Source organism: Anaeromusa sp. (assembly GCF_028691475.1).
Taxonomy (GTDB): domain Bacteria; phylum Bacillota; class Negativicutes; order Anaeromusales; family Anaeromusaceae; genus Anaeromusa.
The window spans coordinates 1-6,403 of sequence record NZ_JAQUZF010000128.1 but is presented as its reverse complement, the minus strand read 5'-3'; the positions used below and the strand labels follow the sequence as shown (position 1 = coordinate 6,403).

Sequence of the window (6,403 nt, the reverse complement as noted above, 5' to 3'; positions counted from 1 at the left end):
TTTCTATAAATTCCTTCGCATTTGCAAAAATAGTAGCTTAAACAACTGTATACTTTGCGAGGAACGAGAAGAAGACTACGCGGGATTGAACAAGAGAACCGGAGTCGCGCGAGGGTACTGTTGAGGGTTACGAAATATAATTTTTGAACAAGAGTGAAAGGAGTAAATGGAAGACTCGACAGAATTGAATCGACAAGAGAAGCGGTGGCGACCATTGTATTTGAGACTTTTATTGGAACAAGCCGGCCCACAGCCCAAAAGCTTCAATCTTCTCTCGGATGATTTTCGCCAACCGAGCCGCTCCAGCTGCATCTGTATCCGGCAAAACCGCCATGAATTCTTCGCCCCCGCAGTGGACTTTCACCGTCAAATTACCAGTTCGCACCAAGCAAACGAACAAACTCCCCCGAAAACGAGCTGCTGCTCACTTTCGAGGGAGTTATTTATTGGCGCTTGGCCGTCTCAAGGCCTTCAAAAAACAGTTTCAAATTCTCCGGCAGCACATACGGCTCTTTCGGTTGAGCCACGACCGCCTCACCTCCAAACACCCGTTTAAGAATAGAAGCAATAATCATTGCCTTAGGAGGCTCGGCATACTCTCTTCCTTCGTAAACCCAAGAGCGACAATCCACACTATCGCCGCAAAGATCGCCGCAATCTTGACAAGTGCTTTCCGTAACCTCCAAAACGATGTCTTGGCCATTAACGCGAATCGTGGGAGAGCTCAAAAATTCATACTGTATGGCCAGTTCTTTGGTCGCCATGTGAATCCGATTTACCTTTACCACATAACCTGCCGAGGATAGCACCTTAGTCACTTCCGCAAGAGCTTCCGACAGATTTTGGTCCGCTCCTTGGCAACGCTGGCAGACGCTAAGATCCAAATACAGAAAGTCGATCACCACTTGCTTGCTTTCTTGCGCTGGCGGACAGCAATCACCGCCGCTGCAGCAAGAACGAGTCTGAAGCTTACTCATAGAAAATCCCTCCTGTCTAATTATTTTTTCTGGTCTTCTTACTGATGAATGCGCTGTTGTACTCCGCCTAAAAAAAGGCTGCGACTCTAGGCTCACATTCTTCACCTAGTCCTAAAAAACGGCAAGGGACTGCCCCTTGCCGTTTTACTCACTTCTTATTTTTGCAGCAATGCCGCTATTTTATCCGCTTCCAGCACTTTCCCTGTCGAGATCAGCTTTCCATCAACCGCAATTGCAGGCGTCCTCACTAACCCATATTCAGCAATTTCATTCATATCGGTTACTTTTATAATTTCCGCTTCCAGCCCCATTGATGCAACCGCTTCCTTGGTATTGGCCTCTAGTTTCTTACAACTTGCACATCCAGTTCCTAAAATAGCAATTTTTTTCATACGTATCCCCTCCATTACATTTTTCATTCTATTTGTTTCATGACTTACATCATTCCAAACACATACCCTACAAACGTTGAAAGAACAACAACAATGCAAACATAGGTCACCATCATTTTTGTACCCATGATCTGGCGCAACACGATCATAGATGGCAAACTAAGCGCCGGACCGGCCAAAAGAAGGGATAGCGCGGGCCCCTTGCCCATGCCGGAACCAATTAACCCTTGTAGAATAGGCACTTCCGTCAGCGTGGCAAAATACATAAACGCGCCGGAAATCGCCGCGAAGAAATTCGCTCCCAGACTGTTGCCGCCAACAAGATCTGCTATATAATGATCCGGAATAATCCCGGCGTCAAGGCCGGGACGCCCCAGTAAAAATCCGGCAAGCAACACGCCGCCCAAAAGAAGGGGAATAATTTGCTTAGTGAAGGTCCAGGTGCTTTCCAGCCATTCTTTCCGTTCTTCCGTGGAAAACCAGGCAAATGAAGTATACAAGGTAAGCGCCAAGAAACCGCCAGATAACCACCATTTAACTTGATACACGGCCATCGCAAAGCCCATATCGCCCATGGGCTTTGCCCAGTTGGCAAAAATCAAAAAGCCAATCATCGCTCCAAAATAGACGATTTCCTGCCACAGCTGCCGCGGCAACTCTCCCACTTCCGCATCGGCAAATACTTCCTGCCGTTTTTCTTCTGAACTGCGAAAAATCATCGCCATCAAAAGTCCCGCAATCAAGGAAAATGAGATAGCGCCAACCGCCCTGGCTACACCCAAATCAGGGCCTAATACTCGAGCTGTCATGGCAATCGCCAAAATGTTAATCCCCGGGCCGGAATACAAGAAAGCAACAGCAGGCCCAAGGCCAGCCCCGCGTTTAAAAATGCCCGCAAACAAAGGCAGTACCGTACAAGAGCAGACCGCCAAAATCGCCCCGGACACCGACGCGACTCCATAGGCCATCGTTTTCGGCGCGCCCGCCCCCAAATAACGCATAACCGCATCCTGGCGCACAAAGACGGACACCGCTCCAGCAATAAAGAGAGCTGGCACTAAACACAAAAGCACGTGTTCTCTAGCATAGTCGCCTAACATGGCAAATCCTTCTACTACAGCCCCTTGCACGCGGGGATGATCCATTGGCAGCCAATAGGCAAATAAAAACGCCCCTACTAATAATAGCAACTTCTGTTTTTCCGACATATCCTTCACCTCAAAGTAACTTTCTATTCGTTAGAACAACCATTCTCGCTATGCAGCTTTTCTTGCAAATATTTGCGCGAAGGCGTCAAACAATCGCCCCATTCCTCTTGATGTTTCAACAGCGCCGTCAAGTCTTTTTGAAACGACGCATCTTGCGAAACCTTTTCTTGCAGATACTCTACAAGCTTAGCTTCTTGCGCTAAAAAAGAGGGAGCCATTTGATAATTCATCCATTGCCCCTGCTTAAGGCTTTGTACTATCTTAGCTTGCTTCAGCTTAGCCAAATGCCGCGATACATTAGTTTGGCTCATTTGCAATACAAACTCCAGTTCACATACGCATAAAGGTCCCTGCAGCAACAAATTTAAAATTCGAATACGGCTTTCATCGCCAAGGGCTTTAAAAATTTCTAGCATAGAGCCCTCCTTATTATTTTATATTCACGTTTTCGATTATAATCATATTTTATCTGCATGTATGCTAATTGTCAACAGCATAAGAAAAACCGCAATTCCCAGCTCCAGGAATTGCGGTTAACTCTATTTACGTCGCATATTATTGCTTCTGCTTACTCGGTTCACCCCGGCGCAGCTAGAAAATTAAGATTCTTATCTACGAAACAACGGCAGCAATTCCTCAAAGCATTCAATCGCCTGTGCAGGGTTTTCTACGCTGCCAAAACCGTACTGGGCAAAGATAAACGGTATGCGTGCCAGTTGCGTAGCTTCGTAATCTCCCTGCGTATCGCCGACATACACGGCCCCAGCCAGCTTGTTGCGCTCCATAAGCAGCCGGATATTCTCTCCTTTGACTTTCCCCGTATCGCCAAAACATTCCCAGTCTTCAATATACGCTTCTACGCCGGCCTTTTTCATAAACAGCTCAATATAGCCGGTCTGGCAGTTACTGACGATAAACAAACGGTGCCGCTGCGCCAGTTCTTTTATCGTCTCCACAACCGCCGGATACAATAAGGTTTCTTCATTTTCTTCCAGCGCCTCGTGTTCATAAGCACAACATTTTTTCATCAACAAGGCTTTCGTTGCCTCGTCAGCGTCCGGAAACAGATTGTCCGCGATAACCTTCATCGTCTTACCGAACTCTCGTTTCAAGATGGCAGCGTTCACCACTGCCTTGGTCCCGCCGACTTCTGCAATGGCTTTATTCCAGGCCTGGGCCACCACTTCCGTGGAGTCCCACAACGTTCCGTCTACATCAAAAATGATATTTTCCATACTCTTTTCGTCCTTCCTAAGATAGCGCCGGTTAAAAACCTCATGCACGCCTGAAACGATTATACACTTGCTCTATCGCAGAAGCAATTAACGATATATAATAATATTATCAGAAAATTTAATTTCCCTTGGGTTTCTAAAGAAAGGTGGGAATGTGATGACGGTGCAACAGGGACGTTTTATACGTTGGTTTGAAAAAGTCGGTTTGGAAGACCTGCCGCTTGTAGGCGGCAAAAACGCTTCTTTAGGGGAGATGTACCGAGAGCTACCCCGCAAGGAATCAAGATTCCCAACGGCTTCGCCATTACCTCCGAAGCTTACTGGAAACTTTTGAGCGACGGCGGCGTCCTAGGTCCGCTGCAAGAAGCGTTGTCAGAAGTTACGACGCATGATGTGGCGGCGTTGGCTTTGTGCGGCAAGAGGGCTAGAGATTTGATCTTGAACGCAGGCATTCCAGAAGAGATTTGGACCGAAGTCAAAAACGCCTATGCGCAGCTCTGCTCCCAATACGGTCCTGACACCGACGTGGCAGTGCGCAGTTCGGCTACGGCAGAGGATTTACCGACAGCTTCTTTTGCCGGCCAACAGGAAACCTATTTGAACATCCGAGGCGAACACGCTTTGCGCGAAGCCTGCCTCAAGTGCTTTGCCTCTCTTTTTACGGACCGCGCCATCTCCTACCGCTTAAACAACGGCTTTGATCATTTCAAGGTGGCCTTGTCCATCGGCATCATGAAAATGGTTCGCTCCGATCTAGCGGTTAGCGGTATAACCTTCACCATTGATACGGAAACAGGCTTTCGTGACGTAGTCTTCATCACCGTCTGCTACGGCTTGGGCGAAAACATTGTACAAGGAGCCGTCACGCCTGATGAATACTATGTTTTTAAGCCTACCTTCCGCCAGGGCTACCGCTCCATCATCCGCAAGAACCTGGGGGACAAACGCATTAAAATGGTCTACGGCTTGGGCGGCTCCAAAGCCTTAACGCGGAACATCGAAGTACCGGAGGCGGATCGCCGCCGTTTCTGCCTGAATGACGAGGACATTCTCACCTTGACCCAATATGCCCTAACCATTGAAGAGCATTATTCAAAAAAAGCCGGCGAAAACCGCCCTATGGATATTGAATGGGCCAAAGACGGCCTGAGCGGCGAGCTATTTATTGTACAAGCCCGCCCGGAAACAGTACGTTCCGGAAAATCCCTCGACGTTCTGGAAACATACTATTTGGACGGCCACGGGCCGCTTTTGGCTACTGGTAAAAGTGTCGGCGAAAAAATAGGCAGCGGCAAGGCGCGCATCATTAAACATACCTCTCAACTCGCCCAGTTTGTACCGGGAGAAGTTTTAGTAACCGATACTACCACTCCAGACTGGGAGCCTGTAATGAAGGCTGCCGGCGCCATTGTAACCAACCGCGGCGGCCGCACCTGCCATGCCGCCATCGTCAGCCGCGAACTCGGCATCCCCGCTGTGGTGGGAACTGGCCATGCTACCGAAGCAATCCGTACCGGCGAAGAAGTAACCGTCAACTGCGCTACCGGCGAAGAGGGCAAAGTTTATCAAGGCTTACTGCCCTTTCACATGGAAACCATTAACTTGACGGACCTAAAACGGCCTCGCACAAAAATCATGATGAATTTAGGAGATCCAGACTTGGCCTTTTCTATGTCCATGCTTCCCAACGACGGCGTCGGTCTGGCACGAATGGAATTCATCATCAACAGCTACATTCAGATTCATCCTATGGCCTTGGTTCACCCGGAAATGATCACCGATACGGAGGTAATTCGCAAAATCGAAGACCTTACCTTTGGTTATGAAGACAAAACCGAATACTTTGTAGAAAAGCTGGCCTGCGGCGTAGGTACTATTGCGGCGGCTTTCTATCCCAAACCGGTTATCATCCGCATGAGCGACTTTAAAACCAACGAATACGCCAGCCTGATCGGCGGCAGCGGCTTTGAACCGGCTGAAGAAAATCCCATGATTGGTTTTCGTGGCGCGTCCCGTTACTACGACGACAAGTACCGCGAAGGCTTCGCCTTGGAGTGCCGAGCTATGAAGCGAGTCCGCGAAACCATGGGCTTAACCAATCTGATTTTGATGATTCCCTTCTGCCGCCGCGTTCCCGAAGCGGAAAAGGTACTGGAAGAAATGGCTAAAAACGGCCTGCGCCGCGGCGAAAATGGCCTAGAGGTCTATGTCATGTGCGAAATCCCTAACAACGTACTGATGATTGATGAGTTTAGTCAGGTATTTGACGGCTTTTCCATTGGCTCCAACGACCTTACCCAGTTAACGCTTGGCGTGGACCGCGACTCTTCCCTTGTAGCCCATGACTTTGACGAACGCGACCCCGGCGTGCTGCGTATCGTTTCCCAGGCCGTTCAGGGAGCCAAGCGCAACGGCCGCCATAGCGGCATCTGCGGCCAGGCGCCCAGCGATTATCCGGAGTTTGCGGAATTCCTGGTCAAGGAAGGCATCGACTCTATGTCCCTCAATCCCGACTCGGTGATGAAAATCACCCTGCGCGTCCTAGAGATGGAGCAAAAGATAAAATGGAACGGCACACAGAGTAAGCAGAG

At 49.1% G+C, this 6,403-nt stretch carries 8 protein-coding genes; 2 read left to right on the top strand and 6 right to left on the bottom strand.

Annotation, left to right across the window (positions count from 1 at the left end):
- Positions 1–229: 229 nt before the first annotated feature.
- The 6 genes from PHF27_RS12595 to PHF27_RS12570 form a co-directional block, all read right to left on the bottom strand.
- A complete protein-coding gene (locus tag PHF27_RS12595) occupies positions 230–388 on the bottom strand; it encodes a hypothetical protein (RefSeq protein WP_300070685.1) in 159 nt (52 codons plus the stop codon).
- Positions 389–443: 55 nt separating this feature from the next.
- Complete coding sequence (locus PHF27_RS12590; protein WP_300070682.1) at positions 444–977, bottom strand: DUF2703 domain-containing protein; 534 nt, start codon at positions 975–977, stop codon at positions 444–446.
- A gap of 155 nt (positions 978–1,132) precedes the next feature.
- Positions 1,133–1,369 (bottom strand): thioredoxin family protein, encoded by a 237-nt coding sequence (locus PHF27_RS12585; protein WP_300070679.1) that lies wholly within the window; start codon positions 1,367–1,369, stop codon positions 1,133–1,135.
- Between the two features lie 44 nt (positions 1,370–1,413).
- A complete protein-coding gene (locus tag PHF27_RS12580; protein WP_300070676.1) occupies positions 1,414–2,577 on the bottom strand; it encodes a permease in 1,164 nt (387 codons plus the stop codon).
- A 23-nt stretch (positions 2,578–2,600) separates the two neighbouring features.
- Complete coding sequence (locus PHF27_RS12575; RefSeq protein WP_300070673.1) at positions 2,601–2,993, bottom strand: metalloregulator ArsR/SmtB family transcription factor; 393 nt, start codon at positions 2,991–2,993, stop codon at positions 2,601–2,603.
- 192 nt (positions 2,994–3,185) lie between these two features.
- Positions 3,186–3,812 (bottom strand): HAD family hydrolase, encoded by a 627-nt coding sequence (locus PHF27_RS12570; RefSeq protein ID WP_300070670.1) that lies wholly within the window; start codon positions 3,810–3,812, stop codon positions 3,186–3,188.
- Between the two features lie 157 nt (positions 3,813–3,969).
- Here PHF27_RS12570 and PHF27_RS12565 point away from each other — a divergent pair, with 157 nt between their 5' ends.
- Together PHF27_RS12565 and ppsA are read left to right on the top strand one after the other, a co-directional pair.
- Positions 3,970–4,146, top strand: a complete 177-nt coding sequence (locus PHF27_RS12565) for a hypothetical protein (protein ID WP_300070667.1) — start codon at positions 3,970–3,972, stop codon at positions 4,144–4,146.
- Positions 4,092–6,403 (top strand): phosphoenolpyruvate synthase (gene ppsA / locus PHF27_RS12560; protein WP_363320065.1); only part of this gene is annotated, 2,312 nt, incomplete at its 3' end. The genes PHF27_RS12565 and ppsA, both read left to right, overlap by 55 nt.

Excerpts from the sequence above, each read along its gene's own strand:
- PHF27_RS12565 (WP_300070667.1), top strand. The coding sequence starts at position 3,970 with ATGACGGTGCAACAGGGACGTTTTATACGTTGGTTTGAAAAAGTCGGT.
- PHF27_RS12580 (WP_300070676.1), bottom strand. The coding sequence starts at position 2,577 with ATGTCGGAAAAACAGAAGTTGCTATTATTAGTAGGGGCGTTTTTATTT.
- PHF27_RS12575 (WP_300070673.1), bottom strand. The coding sequence starts at position 2,993 with ATGCTAGAAATTTTTAAAGCCCTTGGCGATGAAAGCCGTATTCGAATT.
- PHF27_RS12590 (WP_300070682.1), bottom strand. The coding sequence starts at position 977 with ATGAGTAAGCTTCAGACTCGTTCTTGCTGCAGCGGCGGTGATTGCTGT.
- PHF27_RS12570 (WP_300070670.1), bottom strand. The coding sequence starts at position 3,812 with ATGGAAAATATCATTTTTGATGTAGACGGAACGTTGTGGGACTCCACG.
- PHF27_RS12585 (WP_300070679.1), bottom strand. The coding sequence starts at position 1,369 with ATGAAAAAAATTGCTATTTTAGGAACTGGATGTGCAAGTTGTAAGAAA.